The organism is Streptomyces sp. NPDC004134 (genome assembly GCF_042874195.1).
Lineage (GTDB): Bacteria > Actinomycetota > Actinomycetes > Streptomycetales > Streptomycetaceae > Streptomyces.
Genome location: NZ_JBIAMS010000005.1, coordinates 217,078 through 234,502, shown reverse-complemented (window position 1 = coordinate 234,502; position 17,425 = coordinate 217,078). Strand labels below are relative to the sequence as shown.

The window sequence follows — 17,425 nt, the reverse complement described above, 5'->3', positions numbered from 1 at the left end:
GGGAGATCACGTCATGGAACTGCACACCGTCTGGTTCGTCCTGATCGCCGTCCTGTGGACCGGCTACTTCTTCCTGGAGGGCTTCGACTTCGGCGTCGGCGTGCTCACCCGGGTGCTGGCCCGCGACCGCGCCGAACGGCGCGTGCTCATCAACACCATCGGCCCCGTCTGGGACGGCAACGAGGTCTGGCTGCTCACCGCGGGCGGCGCCACCTTCGCCGCCTTCCCCGACTGGTACGCCACCCTCTTCTCCGGCTTCTACCTGCCCCTTCTCCTCATCCTCGTCTGCCTCATCGTCCGCGGCGTGGCCTTCGAGTACCGGGCCAAGCGCCCCGAGGAGCACTGGCAGCGCAACTGGGAACTCGCCATCTTCTGGGCCTCCCTGCTGCCCGCGTTCCTGTGGGGCGTGGCGTTCGCCAACATCGTGCGCGGGGTGCAGATCGGCCCCGACAAGGAGTACGTGGGCGACGTCTTCGACCTGCTCAACCCCTTCGCGCTGCTCGGCGGGCTGGTGACACTCTTCCTCTTCACCTTCCACGGCGCGGTGTTCACGGCGCTGAAGACCGTGGGCGACATCCGGATGCGGGCGCGCCGGCTGGCCACCGTCCTCGGTACGGCGACGGCCGCGCTGGCGCTCGGCTTCCTGCTGTGGCTCCAGGCGGACACCGGCGACGGGCGGAGCCTGGTGACGCTGATCGTGGCGGTGGCGGCGCTGTTCTGCGCGATCGGCGCGGTGGCGGCGGGCCGGGAGGGATGGTCGTTCCTCTACTCCGGGGTGACCATCGTGGCCACGGTCGCGACGCTGTTCCTGGCGCTGTACCCGGACGTGATGCCGTCGAGCCTGAACCCGGCTTGGAGCCTGACGGCGGAGAACGCCTCGTCGACGCCGTACACGTTGAAGATCATGACGTGGTGCGCGGGGATCGCGACACCGGTGGTGCTGATGTACCAGGGGTGGACGTACTGGGTGTTCCGCAAGCGCATCGGCACGCAGCACATCGCACCGGAGGCGCACGCGGCGGTCGCCGCGGGCGGTGCGGGCGGTGCGGGCGGTGCGGGCGGAGCGGGCGGTGCGGGCGGAGCGGGCGGTGCGGGCGCGGACGGTCCTGCCGGTTCGGACGGCACGGAGACCGGCGGCACGGGAACGGGCGGTACGGGAACGGGCGGTACGGGAACCGGCGGGGCGGGCCGGTGAGATGAAGCCCGTCGACCCGCGCCTGGCCCGCTACGCCCGCGCCACCCGGCTGTTCCTGCTCGCCACGGTCGCGCTGGGCGCGGCCGGTGCGGGGCTGGTCATCGCGCAGGCGGTGCTGATGGCGGAGATCGTCGTCGGCGCCTTCGAGGACGGCCTGTCGGCCGCCGACCTGCGCACGCCGCTGCTGCTGCTCGCGGCGGTCGCCGTGGGGCGGGCGGTGGTGAGCTGGCTGACGGAGCTGGCCGCGCACCGGTCGAGCGCGGCGGTCAAGTCGGAGCTGCGGATGCGGCTGCTGACGGAGGCGGTACGGATCGGAGGCTCCCGTACGCCGCAGGGACCGGGCGCCGCCGACCCCGCAAAGCGGGGTACGGACGGCCCGGAGCCGCAGGAAGCGGACGGCGCCGCCGGGGGCGAACTCCGTACCGGCGAACTCGCCGCACTCGCGACCCGCGGCATCGACGCCCTGGACGCCTACTTCGCCCGCTACCTGCCCCAACTCGGCCTCGCCGTCGTCGTCCCCGCCGCCGTGCTCGCGCGCATCGTCACCGACGACTGGGTCTCCGCCGCGATCATCGCCGGCACCCTGCCGCTGATCCCGGTCTTCATGGTGCTCATCGGCTGGGCCACCCAGGCCGCCACCGACCGCCAGTGGCGCACACTCTCGCGGCTCTCCGCCCACTTCCTCGACGTCGTCTCGGGCCTGCCGACGCTGAAGGTCTTCGGCCGCGCGAAGGCGCAGGCCGACAACATCCGCACCATCACCGCCGACTACCGGCGCGCCACGATGCGCACGCTGCGGATCGCCTTCCTGTCGTCGTTCGCGCTGGAGTTGCTGGCGACGATCTCGGTGGCGCTGGTCGCGGTCACCATCGGCATGCGGCTGGTCCACGGCGAACTGGACCTGTACACCGGCCTGGTCGTGCTCATCCTGGCCCCGGAGGCGTATCTGCCGCTGCGCCAGGTCGGCACGCACTACCACGCGGCGGCGGAGGGCCTGGCGGCGGCGGACAGGGTCTTCGCGATCCTGGAACGGGGCGAGCCCGGCGAAACCCGGACCGCCGCAACCGCGACCGCGAGCGCAACTGCGAGCGCGACCGCAACCCCAACCCCGCACGCCCGCCCAAGGGTAGGCGCCCCCACCGACAGCGCCCGCCCGGACGCCTGCCCCGACGCCCGCCGGGCCGACCTCGTCCTCGACGGTCTCGTCGTACGGCACGAGGGCCGGGCCGAGGACTCCCTTCCGCGTACGGACCTCGCCCTCCGCCCCGGCGAGACCGTGGCGCTCACCGGGCCCTCCGGCGGCGGCAAGTCGACGCTGCTGGCCGCGCTCCTGGGCCTCGTACCGCCCGCGTCCGGCCGGGTCCTCGTCGGCGGGCGCGACCTCGCCGAACTGGACCTGCCGAGCTGGCACGCGCAGGTCGCCTGGGTACCGCAGCGGCCCGCGCTCTTCGCCGGCACCATCGCCGACAACGTCCGCCTCCCCCGCCCCGACGCCACCGACGCCGACGTCGCGCGGGCACTCAGCGACGCCGCCGCCGGCGACCTCGACCCGGCCGCCGTCCTCGGCGAGGGCGGCGCGGGCCTTTCCGCCGGTCAGCGGCAACGGGTCGCGCTCGCACGGGCGTTCCTCGCCGACCGGCCCGTGGTCCTCCTCGACGAACCGACCGCCGCCCTCGACGGCGACACCGAGGCCGCCGTGACCGCCGCGATCGCCCGGCTGGCCCGCGGCCGCACCGTGCTGCTCGTGGCGCACCGCCCGGCGCTGCTGGAGGTGGCGGACCGGGTGGTACGGCTGGGGGAGGGCCGTACGCCGGTGGCCGCCGGGACGCACACGGTACGGGCCGGGGCGGCGGCGCCGGCGGCCCGTTCCGTACCGGAGCGGGGCGGCGAGGGAGCGTACGCGGAAGGCAGCGGCTCGTACGAGCCGGAGGGGGCGCCCCGGGGCGGCAGCGCGCTCCGTACCACCACCGCCCGCGGGCGGCTGGCGCTCGCGGCGCTGCTCGGTGCCCTGGCGCTGGCGTCGGCCGTGGGACTCATGGGCGTCTCGGGGTGGTTGATCTCCCGGGCATCCGAACAGCCGCCGGTGCTCTACCTCATGGTCGCGGTGACCGCCACCCGCGCGTTCGGCATCGGGCGCGCCGTCTTCCGCTACGCCGAGCGCCTCGTCTCCCACGACGCCGTGCTACGGATCCTCGCGGACCTCCGCGTCGCCGTGTACACCCGGCTCGAACGCCTCGCCCCCGCCGGCCTCGCCCCGCACCGCCGCGGCGACCTGCTGACCCGGCTCGTCGCGGACACCGACACGTTGCAGGACCGCTACCTGCGCTGGCTGCTGCCGGTCTCCGCCGCCGCGCTGGTCGGCGCGGGGTCCGTGGGGATGGCGGCCGTGCTGCTGCCCGAGGCGGGCGCCGTGCTCGCGGCCGGGCTGCTGGCGGGGGGCGTCGGGGTGCCGCTGCTGGCCGTGGCGACGGCCCGGCGGACGGAGGCCCGGCTCGCGCCGGCGCGGGCGGCGCTCGCGACGGAGGTCGTCGACGTCCTCACCGGCACGGCGGAACTCGCCGTCGCCGGCGCCCTGCCCCGCCGTCTCGCCGCACTCCGCGACGCCGACCGCCGGCTGACCCGTATCGCCGCCCGCAGCGCCGCGGCGCTCGCGCTGGGCGCGGGGCTGTCGGCGCTGATCTGCGGGCTGACGGTGGCGGGGGCGGCGGCTGCCGGGGCGCAGGCGGTGTACGAGGGGCGGCTGCCCGGTGTGTGGCTGGGGGTGGTGGTGCTGGGGACGCTCGCGGCGTTCGAGGCGGTGAACGGGATGCCGCTGGCGCTGCAGCAGCGGGCCCGGGTGCGCCGGAGCGCGGCGCGCGTGGACGAGATCCTGGACGCGCCGCCGCCGGCCGCGGAGGGTACGGGCCGGCCGCCGGCGGATCCGTACCCGGTGGCGCTGACGGGGGTGTCGGCGCGGCATCCGGGGCAGGCCGGGCTCGCGCTGGACGGGGTGGACCTGACGCTGACGCGGGGGCGGCGGGTCGCGGTGGTGGGTGCGTCGGGTTCGGGGAAGACGACGCTGGCGCACGTGCTGCTGCGGTTCCTGGATCCGGTGGCGGGTGCGTACCGGCTGGGCGGAGAGGCGGAGAGCACCGCTCTCGCTTCGGAGCACCGCTCCGCAGAGCACCGCTCTCCCGCGAGTGCACTGCTCCCCGACGAGAGCACCGCCGACGCCCTCGCCTGCGACCCCGACGCCGTACGCCGCCTCGTCGGCCTCTGCGCCCAGGACGCCCACCTCTTCGACAGCACCCTGCGCGAGAACCTGCGCCTCGCCCTCCCCCCGAGCCCGAACGGCACGGGCGGTAACCCCGACGACGACGCCACCGACGATGTCCTGCGCGCAGCCCTCGCCGCCGCCCGCCTCCTCGACTGGGTCGAGACCCTGCCGCTCGGCCTCGACACCCCGGTCGGCGAACACGGCGCCCGGCTCTCCGGCGGCCAGCGCCAGCGCCTCGCCCTGGCCCGCGCGCTCCTCGCCGACTTCCCCGTGCTCGTCCTCGACGAGCCCGCCGAGCACCTCGACCTGCCCACCGCCGACGCCCTGACCGCCGACCTCCTCGCCGCCACCGAGGGCCGGACGACGGTGCTGATCACGCACCGGCTGACGGGGCTGGAGGCGGTGGACGAGATCGTGGTGCTGGAGCGGGGCCGGGTGGTGCAGCGCGGGACGTACGCGGAGCTGGCGGAGGCGGACGGCCCGTTCCGGCGCACGCTGCTACGGGAGCGGGCGCACCCGTCTCCGTACCCGTACGCGACCGCGGACGGCCGCGGCACGCCGGTCGCACCCCGCGTAACCGACAATCCCGACTTTCCCCACCGAGAGCCGCTTATTACCCTCGGGACATGACCGCTGCCGACTCCATGGACGCCGCCGCCCGCGCCACCCGCGGGCTCCAGGGGGTCTCCAGCGAGCTGGCCGAGCGCGTGACGCAGTTGCTGGCCGCCATGCGGTCCATCGGCACGGGGCTGCAGCTCCACCCCACGCTCGACGTGATCGCGCAGACGGCGGCGGAGCTGGCGGGAGCGCGGTACGCGTCGATCGTGGTGATCGACGAGCAGAGCGGTGATCTCGACGAGTTCGCGTCGTACGGCGTGGACGAGGTGGACCGGGCACGGCTCGACGCGATCCCGGACGCGCCGGGGACGACGCTGACGGTGCCGATCGACGTGGACGGGCGCTACTTCGGCGACCTGGTGCTGTCGGAGAAGCAGGGCGGCGGCCGGTTCCTGGACGACGACCTGCACCTCGTCCGGATCATCGCCACCGAGGCGGGCATCGCGATCGGCAACGCGCGGCTGCACCTGGAGACGCGGCAGCGGGAGCGGTGGATCGACGGGGCGCACGCCGTGACGACCGCGCTGCTGTCGAGCGCGGACGCGCGGGACGCGCTCGGGGTGATCGCGGAGCAGGCGCGGGGGCTCGCGGACGCGGTGGCGGGCGTGGTGCTGCTGCCGCGGTCGGGGGGCGAGGTGACGGGGGGCGCGGGGAGAGGGGGTGGTGCGGGCGGTGCGGCCGGCCGGGGTGGTGCCGGTGCTGCGGACAGGGGTGCCGGGCCGGAGTGGCTGGAGGTCGTGGCGGTGGCCGGGGAGGGGGTGGACGACCTGGTGGGGCGGGTGCTGCCGTCGTACAGCCCGACGGTGCGGGCGCTGCTCGCCGGCAAGGAGGTCTTCCTCGACGACGCCGCCGCCGACCCGCGGGCGGTGAGCGACGGCGCGGAACGCTTCGGGCCGTGCATGATGCTGCCGCTGCGGAGCGGGAAGAAGGTGCTCGGTGCGCTGTCGCTGCCGCGGGCGCCGGGGGCCCGGCTGTACCGGGAGTCGGAGAAGCAGTCGGCGACGCAGTTCGCGGGGCAGGCGGCGCTGGCGCTGATGCTGTCGGAGGTGCAGCGGGACCGGGAGCGGCTGGCGGTGTACGAGGACCGCGACCGGATCGCGCGGGACCTGCACGACCTGGTGATCCAGCGGCTGTTCGCGACGGGCATGCAGTTGCAGGGGGCGAAGCGGCTGGAGCGGGCGCCGGAGGTACGGCAGCGGATCGACGCGGCGGTCGACGCGCTGGAGCTGACGATCGAGGAGATCCGCGGCACGATCTACGCGCTGCAGCAGGAGCCGGCGCAGGCGCCTACGGGGCTGCGGGCACTGGTGCTGCGGGAGGTCGCGACGGCGGCGGCGCCGCTGGGGTTCCAGCCGTCGACGAGCTTCGTGGGGGCGGTGGACGAGCGGGTGGACGAGCCGACCGCGCGGCATCTGCTGGCGGCGCTGCGGGAGGGGCTGTCGAACGCGTCGCGGCACGCAGGGGCGGGGCAGGTGGGGGTGGTGGTCGACGCGACGGCGGAGCTGCCGGACGGGCGGGACGCGGTGCGGCTGACGGTGGCGGACGACGGGCGGGGGTTGCCACCGGACGCGGACGGGCGGCGGAGCGGGCTGCGGAACATCGAGCGCCGGGCGGAGGAACTGGGCGGGCAGGCGACGTACGGGCCGGGGCTGGGGGACTGCGGCGGGGGGACGTCCCTGATCTGGGAGGTCCCGCTGACGGCCCCGGCGGGCGAGGCGGGCGGCGGTCCTGGGGCGCCGGGGGCGGCCGCGGCGTAGGGGACGGGTGCTCCGGACACGGAGCACCGTTCACGGACGAGAGCGGTGCCCTCGGGGGAGAGCGGTGCTCTCGGTGTGGAGCGGCGGTCGGTGCAGGTGCTCACCGTACGGATCACTGCTCTCCCGATGGAGCAGTGCCCTCTCGAGAGAGCAGTGCCCTCTCGAGAGAGCAGTGCTCTCGGAACGGAGCACCGCCCCCGCGCCCGCTCTCGTAGCGGAGCACCGCTCTCGGTCCGGAGCAGTGCTCTCCCTCACAGCCCGTGCAGCAACTGCTCGATGACGAGCGCCACCCCGTCGTCCTCGTTCGCCGCCGTGCGGTCCGTCGTCGCCGCCAGGACCGCCGGGTGGGCGTTGGCCATCGCGTACGACCTGCCCGCCCACGTCAGCATCTCGATGTCGTTCGGCATGTCGCCGAAGGCCACGACCTCCGCCGCCCCGATCCCCCGCGCCTCGCAGTAGCGCTCCAGCGTGCTCGCCTTGCTCACGCCCAGCCCGCTCACCTCCAGCAGCGCGCTCGACGTCGACCGGGTGAACTCCCCGTGCCCCGCCGCCCCCGCCCGCGCCGCGTGCAGGAACTCGTCCGCGCCGAGGCTCGGGTGGTACGCCAGCAGCTTCAGCAGCGGATCTCCCGCCCGCTCCCCGTCCTCCGCCAGCAGCCGCTCCACCGGCGCTATCGGCCCCGGCCCCCGGTGCAGCGGATATCCCGGTTCGCGGCCGAAGCCGCCCGTGTACTCCACCGCGAACGCCGTACCCGGCGCGATCGTCCGCAGCACCCCGACGACCGCCACCGCGTCGGCCAGCGGCAGCGGGCAGACCTCCGCCAGTTCGGCGCCGCGGTGCAGGTCGACCACCGCCGCGCCGTTGGCGCAGATCGCCATCCCGTGCCCGTGCACGTGCTCCGCGACCACGCCCATCCACCGCGCCGGCCGTCCCGTGACGAACACCACCGCCAGCCCCGCCTCCTCCGCCGCGGCCAGCGCGGCGACCGTACGGTCGGAGACGGTCTGGTCGTTCCGCAGCAGGGTCCCGTCGAGGTCCGTGGCGATGAGCCGGGGACGTGACGGCGGACGGAAAGCGGGGGAGGCGGACGAGGCAGGGGAGGCGGACGAGGCGGGGGAGGTCGAGGCAGCGGCGTCGGTCACCCGGCCATCATCGCGTACGGCCCACGAGGTCCGTACAGGCGTACGGACAGCAACCACCCCCGCCGCGGATCTCGCACCACGCCCACCCGTCTCGCCGGCGCCAGACCCCGCGCAACACCCGTCACCCCTCCGGCATCTGCGCTACTTCAGGGCGGTCGCCGAGGAGCGCCACTTCGGCCGCGCCGCCGAGCGGCTGCGCATCGCGCAGCCGTCGCTGTCCCAGCGCATCCGCCGGCTCGAACGCGAGCTGGGCGTGCGGCTCTTCGACCGCGGCAGCCAGGGCACGGCGCTGACGCCCGCCGGCCGGCTGGTGCTGGCGGAGGCCGACCAGGTGCTGGCCGCGGCGGACCGGCTGGCGGCGGCGGTGGCGCGGATCGGGAGCGGTGCGGCCGGTACGCTGCGCGCGGCCGTACCGCCGCACCTGGGCCCCGCGGCCGTCGCCGCGCTCATCACCGGCTACCGCGAGCGCTCCCCGGGCGGCGAGCTGGAGCTGCGCGAGCTGACCACCACCGCGCAGGCCCGCGAACTGGCCGCCGGCACGCTGGACGCGGGCGTCGTACGGCATCCGTGCCCCGCGCCCGGGCTCGCCTTCGGGCCCGTGCTCCACCAGCCGCTCGGCGTGCTCCTCGCCGCCGCCGACCCGCTCGCCGCGGTCGAGCGGCTGACCGCCGCCGACCTCAGCGGGCGCGCGCTCGTCCTCACGCCGCGGGCCGACGATCCCGCGCTGTACGACGAGGTGCTCACCGCCTGCGCCCGGCACGGCTGCACGCCGGCCGCCGTCCACGAGGCGTCCGGCGGCGACTTCACCCGCGCCCTCGTCCTCTCCACCGCCGCGGCCGCCCCGCTCGCCCCGGCCGACGCCGAAGCACCGGCGGCACGGGCGGCACGGGCGGCACCTGACGCACCCCCGGCACCCGACGCACCCGAAGCCCCCGCCACCCCCGGCGGCGCCGTCGCACTGCTGCCCCGTACCACCGCGGGCCCCGGTACGGTGTGGCGCCCGCTGGCCGGCGAGCCGATCGGCTGGCGTACGTCCACGGCGTGGCCGGCGGACGGCCACAACCCGGCCGTGGCCCGCTTCGCGGAGGCCGCCCACGAGGCGATGCGCGACCACGCCGGCATGCGCCCCGCCCGCGCCGCGGCCGTCCACCCCCGCCCCGCATCGGAGTTCCCGCTGTGACCCCGCCCGAGCCGCCGCCCGCGCAACCGCCGCCGCCCCCGGCGCGCCCCGGGCCCCCCGCCTCCCGTGTGCCGGCCGCCCACCGCACCGCCAGGTCCCGTATCCGCCGGGCGTTCACGGAGGCCGGCGTCACCGGCCAGCTCCACGCGCGCGACATCGACACCGGCGCCGGCCTCGCCGTGGCCGCCGACACCCCGGTCAGCACCGCCAGCGTGCACAAGGTGTGCCTCCTGGCCACCCTCTACCGCGAGGCCGAGTACGGCCGCGTCGACCTCACCGCCGCCGTCGACGTTCCCGCCGAAGGCCGCACCCCCGGCCCGACCGGGCTGGGCGCCATGCGCGACCTCGCCCGCCTCTCGCTGCGCGACCTGGCCGTCCTCGCGGTCTCCGTCAGCGACAACACCGCCGCCGACGTGCTGTGGGACACCGTCGGCATCGAGGCCGTCAACCGCACCATGGCCACCCTGGGCCTGACCCGTACCACCGCCGTGCAGAAGGTACGCGACCTCTACGCCGCACTCGCCGAGGACGCAGGACCCGCCGGCGCCCCCGCGCTCCTCGACCCCGCCCGCGTCGCCCGCCTCCGCGCCCTCGACCCGGCCCGTACGAACCGCTCCACCCCGCGCGAACTCACCGCCCTCCTCACCGCCGTCTGGCGCGACGAGGTGTGCACCGGCGCGTACGCCGCCGATCTGCGCCGCACGCTGGGCACCCAGGCGTGGGGGCACCGGCTGGCGTCCGGGTTCCCCTTCGACGACGTACGCATCAGCGGGAAGACGGGCACGCTGCCGACGCTGCGGCACGAGATCGGCGTCGTGGAGTACCCGGACGGCGGCCGCTACGCGGTCGCCGTCTGCACCCGCGCGGCGGCGACCGCGGTGACGCTCCCGGCGGCCGACGCGGTGATCGGCACCGCGGCCCGCCTCGCGGTGGACGCGCTGCGGGCCCCGTAGGCGATCGGACGATCAGGCGGCCAGACGATCAGGCGCCCAGGCCATCAGGCGCCCAGTTGCCCGGGCGCCTCCGTGGCGATGCGCTCGAAGACGCTCTCGTCGGCGGCGAAGACCGAATCCGGGATGGGCCAGTGGAGCACGATCTCGGTGAAGCCGAGGGCCGCGTGCCTGCCGGCGAAGTCGACGAAGGCGTCCAGGGAGTCCAGCGGCCGGTCCGGGGTGAAGCCGGCGAGCAGCACCTTCTCCATCGTCGCGGTGTTCCGCCCGACCGCCGCCCCCGCCTCGGCGAGCCGGGCGATCTGGGTGCGGATGGCGGCCAGGGAGTCGGCGGCGGTGCCGGTCGCGGAGGTCTGCGGGTCGCCGGTCGTCACCCACGACTGCCCGTAGCGCGCGGCCAGCCGCATCCCGCGCGGCCCGGTCGCCGCCACGGCGAACGGCAGCCGCGGCCGCTGTACGCACCCGGGGATCATCCGCACCTCGTGCGCCGAGTAGTACGTGCCCGCGTACGACGTGGTGTCCTGCGTCAGCAGGGTGTCCAGCAGCGGTACGAACTCCCCGAACCGCTCCGTCCGCTCCCGCCCCGCCCACGGCTGCTGCCCCAGCGCGGTCGCGTCGAACCCGGAGCCGCCCGCGCCGATCCCCAGGACCATCCGCCCGCCCGACACGTCGTCGAGCGAGATCAACTCCTTGGCGAGCGTGACCGGATGCCGGAAGTTCGGCGAGGTGACGAGCGTGCCGAGGCGCAGCCGGGAGGTCGCGCAGGCGGCGGCGGTCAGGGTCGGCAGGGCACCGAACCAGGGCCCGTCGCGAAACGTCCGCCACGACAGGTGGTCGTAGGTGTACGCGGCGGAAAAGCCCAGCTCCTCCGCCCGCTGCCATTGCGCCCGACCGCCGGAGTGCCACCGCCGGACGGGCAGGATCAGGGTGCTCAGTCGCATACCGCGACCCTACGGCCTGCGTTGCGCGGCCGCAGGGTCGCGGCGGGGGGGTGTGGCGGGCTGTCGCGCGCTGTGGCGGGTCAGCAGCCGCCGCAGTTGTAGTACGTGACGTCCCAGTGGTTGCCCTCGCGGGCGTAGATGTTGCCGGAGCCGGACTGGTACATGGGGGCGCCGTCGCCGCGTACGCCGATGTAGGCGAAGTTGCCGGTGACGTAGTTGTTGACGCAAGTGCCGAGGGAGTAGTCGAGCTTGTAGCCGTTCCAGTGGCTGTAGGTGCCGCCGGCGTGGCCGGTCTCGGTGCCGCCGGTGATGTTCAGGGCGCAGCCGCTCGCGGACTTGAGCGTCTGGGCGCCCTGGGCGGAGGCGAGGTTGAGCTGGTCGAAGGAGGTGCAGGTGGGGTTGTTGCGGTCGGAACAGCCGCCGGAGGACGACCAGGTGATGCCGGAGGAGCGGAATCGCGACGTGGCCTGGGCGTGGGTGATCTTCGTGACCAGGGGTGCGGCGGGCGCGGCGGCCTTGGTGGGCGCCGCGGGGGCGGCCGGCGCCGCCGCGGCCTGGGCGGGGGCGGCCGCCAGGCCCACCGAGGCGCCGGCGACGAGGGCGAGGGCGGTGAGTGCGGAACGTACGCGCATGTGGAACCTCCTGCTGGTGCGGGGGAGTTGTGGGGGTCTTGCTGAGCAGGTGGTACACCGCAGGATGATGCCCGATGTCTACGCGCGTCGCCAGGGGGTGCGGGGCGGAAGCCGGGGGAACTTCGCGCGGGGCGGACGCGTCTGTTCCGGGCGGGGGTGGTGTGGGGCGTGGGCGGGGTGAAGGGTGAGGAGACGGGTGGTGACGTGGGAGTTAAGAGAGACGCTGACGGCGTGGGCGGTGACGGCGTGGGGGCAGAGGTGCGCGGCGGTACGGGGGCCGGTCTCGGCGGGTGCGCGCTCGCGCTGTTCGGTGCGGCCGTCGCGCCGCTCGCGTGGGCGCCGCGGGCGGCGGTCAACGTGCACGGCGGGTTCGAGGACCACGCGCGCGACCTGAGCGTGCTCTACGTCGACCTGCCGCTCGTCGTGCTCGGCGGTGCGCTGCTGCCGCTGGGGGTCTGGGCGCTGGGGCTCCGGTGGGCAGGGCGGCCGTGGGTGGCGGCGGTGGCGGCCGTGGTGGCGCTGGGCCTCGGGGTGTGGGGGCTCACGGAGTGGTGGTCGCCGCGGCGGCCGCCCGACCCCGGGTACGGGCCGGGGATCTGACGTCGCGTACCCGGGGGTGGGGGGTCGGGGTGCCGGCTGCGGGGCGCCGGCGCGGGGGCCGGCCGCTCAGACGAGGACGCCGGTGAGGGGGTCGTAGCGCAGGAGCGTGAAGTCGTTGTCCGCGGGGTGGCTCAGACCCTGAGTGCGGATGGTCATGATGCCGACGCGGTAGCGGTCCTCGGTCGTGACGCGCAGCCAGGGGCGGCCGTCGCGTACGACCGTGACCTCTTCGATCAGCGAGCCGTCGCGGCCCGCGGCGAGGGCGTACACGGGGCCGGAGGGCGGGGCGATGTCGATGCCGCCGTCCTCGCGGATGGTCATGGCCGCGACGAGTTCGCCGCGGCCGCCGTTGGCGTCGCCGGCGAAGTCGTAGAGGCGGGCCGGGTCGCCGACGTAGTGGCGCAGCCGGCCGAGGCCGGTGACGTCCATGCCGTTGTAGAAGTTCTTCGCGTCGGCGTCGAGCCAGAAGTGGGTGTTGTGGGTGGGGGAGTTGAAGTCGCGGCCGGAGTTGTACGAGATGTGCCAGTGGGGCGGGTTGTCGGCGTGCAGGGTGTTGTTCGTCTCGAAGCCGGCGACGAACCAGCGGTGACCCTTCGCCGCCGCGGTGGCCTTCAGGCCGGAGTCGACGAGGATGCGGTGGGCGGCGACGAGTTGGTGGAGCTGGGAGCGGGCCTGGTTGGCGGGCCACGCGACGGTGGTCCAGGGGCCCGCGACGCGGTCGGGGTCGTTGTGGTCGAGCTTGTAGTACATGCCGGGGGATATGTCGGGGTGGCTCCAGATCTGCAGGGTGGGCTGGTTGGCGTCGGCGGAGGGCTGGGTGACGGGGAGGGTGAAGGCGAAGCGGTGGCGGTCGGCGCGGTCGCGTCTGATACGCAGCCGGGTGTCCATGTGGACGACGGCGGCGACGGTGACGCCGGGCCAGCGGACGGAGACCTCGATGCCGTCGGGGGTGGCGGGGCCGCGGACGAAGGAGTAGTACTCGGCGCGGCTGGCGACGTGGTAGCGGTCGCCGGGCACGAACTCGTAGCCGTCGGGGAGCGTCACCTCGGGCACGGCGGGGTCGCCGGGGCGGAGGCGGACGAGGCGGAAGGCGGCGTACGCGACGGCGGCACCGGCGGCCGCGGGTGCCGATCCGGCGGCGGTCTCGGCGGCGGGTTCGGCTGCTGCGGCGGAGTGGGGCAGCGCCAGGGCGAGGCCGGAGGCGGAGGCCCCGGCGACCAGGGCGCGACGGCTCAACGTGCTCATGCGGGATCCCTCTCGGTCGGATGCGCGACGCGGGCCAGCTTGCAGGGTCTCGGGGCCCGCAGACTTTCTGTCCCGCAACGGGCAGTTGAACCCGGGCGATTGGCTACGCGGCTTGACCGCTGCACCGGCGGGTCGCTACACCACCGATCGCTCGGGGGCCAGACAGCTCCGCCGACCGGTCGCTACGCCGCGGGGTCCTCGTCTCCGTCCACGTACCGCAGCACGCCCCACATCGCGTCCTCGCCGCCGTCCTGCGGCACGTGGCCGCGGCAGGCGTCGAGTTCCTCGCGTACGGCGCCGGCGTCGATCCCCGCGCCGATCAGCACCAGCCGCGTGCCCCGTTCCTCGCCGCGGCCCCAGGGGGCGGGGCGGAAGCGCAGGAAGCGGCCGACGGCGTGCAGCCCGTACTTCTGCGGGTGGCCGGGGACGCCGAAGTGGACGAAGCCCTTCACGCGGTAGAGGCCGGCGGGGCGGGTGTCGAGGAAGTCCAGCAGGCGGCGCGGGCTGACGGGCCGGTCGGTGGCGAACTCGACGCTCTCGTACGCCGCGTGGAGATGCGCGCCGTGGTCGTCGCCGGTGCACTCCTCGGCCGCCAGGTCGGCGAAGGAGAGCTGGCGGTGGCGGGGCGCCGCGGCCGCGGGGGCGCCGTCGCCCCCGGGATCGAAGAACAGCTCGGGGTCCACCCGCCCGTACGCCGTCGCCACCACGGGCGTGCCGGGGGCCAGTTCCCCGATCGCCTCGTGGACGCGGCGGCGTTCCGCGTCGTCGATCCGGTCGGTCTTGTTGAGCACGACGAGGTCGGCGACGGCGAGGTGGCGGTCGATCTCGGGGTGCCGCCCGCGGGTCGCGGCGAACTCGGCGCCGTCCACGACCTCGACCAGCCCCCCGTACACGATGCGGTCGTTCTCGCTGGCCAGCACCATGCGGACGAGTTCCTGCGGCTCGGCGAGGCCGCTGGCCTCGACCACGATGACGTCGATCCTGCCGGTGCCGGCGAGCCGGTCGAGGTAGGCGTCCAGCTCTGCGGTGTCGACGGCGCAGCACAGGCAGCCGTTGCCGAGGGAGACCATCGAGTCGACCTGGCCGGCGACGGCCATGGCGTCGATCTCGATGCTGCCGAAGTCGTTGACGACGGCGCCGATCCGGGTGCCGCTGCCGTTGCGCAACAGCCCGTTGAGGAGGGTGGTCTTGCCGGAGCCGAGAAAACCCGCGAGGACGACCACGGGGATCCGTCCGCTGCCCACCAGCCACCCTCCCGGCGCCGTCCGCTCTCTGCCGGCGTCCAGCGTAGAGGGCGGGACCGTCAGCCGTAGCGCTCGATCCGCGCCTGGGCGGGCGGGAACGGCGACTGCGCCGTGGTGCCGGCCGACCAGAAGCCGGCCGTGCCGGGTATGGGCGCGAGGGCGGACATCACGGGGGTGATGCCCTGGGCGGCCGCGGGGCCGCGCTCGCTGGTCCAAGCGGTGCCGTCCCAGCGGAGGTAGTGGGCGCTGGTGCCGTCCCAGAAGTCCCAGCCGGCGATGACGGCGGGGCGGCCGGCGGCGTCGGGGGCGATGGCCCCGAGGGAGCCGACGGTGAAGGGGGCGGCGACGTCGCTCCACGCCGTGCCGTCGTAGTGGCGCAGGACGACGCTCGGCGGCTTGCCGGGCGGGCCGCCGACGCCGAAGTCGTGGCCGGTGAGCCAGATGTCGTCGGGGGCGACGGGGAACAGGTCGGTGACGGACAGGCGCAGTCCGGCGAGCCGGGGCAGGACGAGCCAGGAGCGGTCGTCGTACCGGGCGACGACGACGTCACCGGAGACCCAGGTGGCACCGGCGCGGTCGACGTGGACGTTCCACAGGCTGGGGACGGAGCCGTCGTCGGTGGGCAGCGGCGGCGACCAGCTCCAGCGGGTGCCTGCCGCGTCGCCGGAACGCAGCACGCGGGAGGCGCCGTCCCGGGTACCGGAGATCCGGACGGTGCCGTCCTGCGCGACGGCGACGGCCCACAACTCCGTACCGGACTCGCCTCGTCCGGGGAAGTCGTGCTCGCGCCAGGTCGCGCCGTCCCAGGCGAGGAGGTGGTCGGCACCGGCCCGGTCGTACGCCACGGCCCAGGCCGCGACCGCTCCCGCGGCGCCCGCGGGGGCGGCGGCGACGTTGCGGATACTGCCGGCGAAGGCGAGGTGCGAGACATCGGTGGCCCGCCAGGCGGAGCCGTCCCAGGTACGGGCCACGGGCCGGCCGGACGTCGAGCCGCTACGGGCCTCCTCACCGACGGCCCACGCGAGATCGGGCCCCGCGGCGGCGACGGCGCTGAGCAGGACGGCGGGCGCCCCGGCCGGTACGGCAACCTCCGCCCAGGCGGCCCGCGGCCGGACCCCGGCGCCGGACCGGCCGTCGGTGGCGGTGGCGGCGGCGGTGGCGGCGGCGTGGCCGTGTCCGGCGGCGGTGAGGCCGAGCCCGGTGGCGGCGGTCGTGGCGGTTAACCCTCTGACAAAGCTGCGTCTGCGCATGGGTGTTCTCCTCCCGTTGTACGGCTGACCCAGAGTGACCCGCGAGTAACCAGGGGTCAACCCCCGCGCCCCGCCGCGCCGGAGCCGGGCGCCGGAGCCGGGTTCGGGAACGGTCCGGGCGGCGAAGACCGTGCCGTGGCGCTACGCGCGGGCGTCCCTCGGGTGAGCGAGAGGCAAGGGGCGGACCCTCGCCCGGCGCTCGCCCTCCGGCACTTGGCCGCGCCGCTCAGCCCGCGCCGTCCTCCCGGCCCGCGCCGCCCGCCAGGGTGTCCATGCGGCGCTTGTGGACCTCCCGTTCCGTCGCCGACGTGACGAACTCCGCCGTCGCCGCCGGCCCGACCAGATCGCGGACCGCCGCCACCGTGGCCGCCGGCAGGCTCACCGGAACCGTCGCAGGGGCGGCCGCCTGGGGCTGGGGCGGTCCCGCGAGGTGTTCGTGGAGCTGGCGCGTGGCCAGGGTGCGCATCGCGCGGGCCAGCTCCGCGTCCATCGTCTGCTGCGCCAGCGGCCGCAGCCGGCGGACGAGCCCGGCGGCCTCGGCCGCCTCCGCGTCCGACGGCGGATGGTCGAGATAGCGCTGGAAGACATGCTCGGCGGTGAAGTCGAGCAGGCCCGCCGCTATCTCCTCCACCCGCAGCCGCAGTTCGCGCAGGTGGCCGGTGATGGCGGGGAACGGGACGCCCGCCGCGTGCAGTTCCGCGGCGACCGTGAGCTGCTGCGGGCTGGGCACGAGGAACATCTCCGGCTCGCCCGGCACCCGCTCCAGCACGCCCAGCTCGACGGCCTCCTCGACCGCGGACTCGTCCGCCGCCCCGCCGAACAGCTCCGCCAGCTCCGCCCGGCTCAACTGCCCGGACTCCTCGTCGGTCCACGGCCCCTGCACCTCGGCGACCAGGCCCAGCACACCGCCGAGCCCCCGGCCCTCGTCCCACGCCTCCAGCAGTTCCTTGATGGACGCCAGGGTGTAGCCGCGGTCGAGGAGGCCGGCTATCTGCCGCAGCCGGGCGAGGTGTTCCTCGCCGTAGACGTTGGTACGCCCCCGCCGCTCCGGCCGGGGCAGCAGCCCGCGGTCGGCGTACGCGCGGATGGTGCGTACGGTCGTGCCGCTGGCCTGCGCCAGACCCTCGATCCGGTACTCGCCGGCCGTCTGCTGCTCCAGCACCGCTCGCCTGCCCCTCGGCCCGTCCCCCGGCCCGCTCGCCGCCGCGGCGAGCCCTCTTGGGAGGGATGGTACGGCCGGCGCGTACACCGCAGGCTCCAGCCGGCCGAACGACACCTGGGGCGGCCTGCTCGCGCCGCGCCCGGCGGGCGGGGGACGTGCTTCGGTGCTCATGATGCGGCTCCTGAAAGGCAGATGGATCCGGTCGGGTGGTGGACGGCAGACGGAGACGTCGGCCCGGCGTACGGGAACGGGC

12 protein-coding genes and 1 pseudogene are annotated in these 17,425 nt (G+C 75.6%); 6 read left to right on the top strand and 7 right to left on the bottom strand.

The annotated features are described in order from the left end of the window. Positions 1-13 precede the first annotated feature (13 nt). The 3 genes and pseudogenes from cydB to ACFYVJ_RS09770 form a co-directional block, all read left to right on the top strand. Positions 14-1,015 (top strand): annotated as a pseudogene (gene cydB, locus ACFYVJ_RS09780) (cytochrome d ubiquinol oxidase subunit II); the annotation flags it as partial. Between the two features lie 181 nt (positions 1,016-1,196). Then, complete coding sequence (gene cydD, locus ACFYVJ_RS09775) at positions 1,197-5,081, top strand: thiol reductant ABC exporter subunit CydD (RefSeq protein ID WP_388888294.1); 3,885 nt, start codon at positions 1,197-1,199, stop codon at positions 5,079-5,081. Continuing rightward, positions 5,078-6,826 carry a GAF domain-containing protein gene (locus ACFYVJ_RS09770; protein WP_388888291.1) on the top strand — a complete coding sequence of 583 codons (1,749 nt, stop codon included), beginning with the start codon at positions 5,078-5,080 and terminating at the stop codon, positions 6,824-6,826. The genes cydD and ACFYVJ_RS09770 overlap by 4 nt, the downstream gene beginning before the upstream one ends. 251 nt (positions 6,827-7,077) lie before the next feature. On the opposite strand, the gene ACFYVJ_RS09765 is transcribed toward ACFYVJ_RS09770, so the two are convergent. After that, entirely contained in the window at positions 7,078-7,968 is an 891-nt protein-coding gene (locus tag ACFYVJ_RS09765) for an HAD family hydrolase (protein ID WP_388888288.1), read from the bottom strand. Here ACFYVJ_RS09765 and ACFYVJ_RS09760 point away from each other — a divergent pair. Together ACFYVJ_RS09760 and ACFYVJ_RS09755 are read left to right on the top strand one after the other, a co-directional pair. Beyond that, positions 7,871-9,148, top strand: coding sequence for a LysR substrate-binding domain-containing protein (locus ACFYVJ_RS09760; protein ID WP_388888285.1), 1,278 nt, complete (start codon positions 7,871-7,873; stop codon positions 9,146-9,148). The two genes, ACFYVJ_RS09765 and ACFYVJ_RS09760, sit on opposite strands and share 98 nt — an antisense overlap. Beyond that, positions 9,145-10,101, top strand: a complete 957-nt coding sequence (locus ACFYVJ_RS09755; protein WP_388888282.1) for a serine hydrolase — start codon at positions 9,145-9,147, stop codon at positions 10,099-10,101. Before ACFYVJ_RS09760 ends, ACFYVJ_RS09755 begins: the two co-directional genes overlap by 4 nt. A 44-nt stretch (positions 10,102-10,145) precedes the next feature. On the opposite strand, the gene ACFYVJ_RS09750 is transcribed toward ACFYVJ_RS09755, so the two are convergent. Next, a complete protein-coding gene (locus tag ACFYVJ_RS09750) occupies positions 10,146-11,039 on the bottom strand; it encodes an LLM class flavin-dependent oxidoreductase (RefSeq protein WP_388888279.1) in 894 nt (297 codons plus the stop codon). 80 nt (positions 11,040-11,119) lie between these two features. Then, complete coding sequence (locus tag ACFYVJ_RS09745) at positions 11,120-11,671, bottom strand: hypothetical protein (protein ID WP_388888275.1); 552 nt, start codon at positions 11,669-11,671, stop codon at positions 11,120-11,122. A 231-nt stretch (positions 11,672-11,902) separates the two neighbouring features. Between ACFYVJ_RS09745 and ACFYVJ_RS09740 the strand changes: the two genes are divergently transcribed. Continuing rightward, positions 11,903-12,271 carry a hypothetical protein gene (locus tag ACFYVJ_RS09740; protein ID WP_388888273.1) on the top strand — a complete coding sequence of 123 codons (369 nt, stop codon included), beginning with the start codon at positions 11,903-11,905 and terminating at the stop codon, positions 12,269-12,271. Between the two features lie 66 nt (positions 12,272-12,337). On the opposite strand, the gene ACFYVJ_RS09735 is transcribed toward ACFYVJ_RS09740, so the two are convergent. The 4 genes from ACFYVJ_RS09735 to ACFYVJ_RS09720 form a co-directional block, all read right to left on the bottom strand. Next, complete coding sequence (locus ACFYVJ_RS09735; RefSeq protein WP_388888270.1) at positions 12,338-13,516, bottom strand: hypothetical protein; 1,179 nt, start codon at positions 13,514-13,516, stop codon at positions 12,338-12,340. Between the two features lie 182 nt (positions 13,517-13,698). After that, a complete protein-coding gene (locus tag ACFYVJ_RS09730) occupies positions 13,699-14,760 on the bottom strand; it encodes a CobW family GTP-binding protein (protein ID WP_388888266.1) in 1,062 nt (353 codons plus the stop codon). A gap of 59 nt (positions 14,761-14,819) precedes the next feature. Beyond that, positions 14,820-16,010, bottom strand: coding sequence for a hypothetical protein (locus tag ACFYVJ_RS09725; protein WP_388888263.1), 1,191 nt, complete (start codon positions 16,008-16,010; stop codon positions 14,820-14,822). Between the two features lie 226 nt (positions 16,011-16,236). Further along, a complete protein-coding gene (locus ACFYVJ_RS09720) occupies positions 16,237-17,172 on the bottom strand; it encodes a MerR family transcriptional regulator (RefSeq protein WP_388888260.1) in 936 nt (311 codons plus the stop codon). Between the last annotated feature and the right edge of the window lie 253 nt (positions 17,173-17,425).